The following is a 565-nucleotide window of genomic DNA, read 5'->3' as shown; positions in this document are numbered from 1 at the left end:
CCTCATCAATTAACCTTCCGGCACCGGGCAGGCGTCACACCGTATACGTCCACTTTCGTGTTTGCACAGTGCTGTGTTTTTAATAAACAGTTGCAGCCAGCTGGTATCTGCGGCTGGCTTCAGCTCCGTGAGTAAATCACTTCACCTAATGCCAGCGTGCCTTCTCCCGAAGTTACGGCACCATTTTGCCTAGTTCCTTCACCCGAGTTCTCTCAAGCGCCTGAGTATTCTCTACCTGACCACCTGTGTCGGTTTGGGGTACGATTAATGGTAACCTGGAGCTTAGAGGCTTTTCCCGGAAGCAGAGCATCAATCACTTCACCACCGTAGTGGCTCGTCGTCACGCCTCAGTGTTAACAACCGACCGGATTTGCCTGGTCAGTCCACCTGCACGCTTAAACCGGGACAACCGTCGCCCGGATGATTTAGCTTTCTCCGTCCCCCCTTCGCAGTTACCACCAGTACGGGAATATTAACCCGTTGCCCATCGACTACGCTTTTCAGCCTCGCCTTAGGGGTCGACTCACCCTGCCCCGATTAACGTTGGACAGGAACCCTTGGTCTT

At 53.6% G+C, this 565-nt stretch carries 1 rRNA gene; it reads right to left on the bottom strand.

The features are described from left to right. Positions 1–565, bottom strand: a 23S ribosomal RNA gene (locus AAZR23_RS20715); the annotation flags it as partial.

This window comes from Morganella sp. Je.2.23, assembly GCF_051129855.1.
GTDB classification, from domain to species: domain Bacteria; phylum Pseudomonadota; class Gammaproteobacteria; order Enterobacterales; family Enterobacteriaceae; genus Morganella; species Morganella sibonii.
The sequence above is the reverse complement of the archived record's forward strand: the minus strand, read 5'-3'. Positions and strand labels throughout refer to the sequence as shown.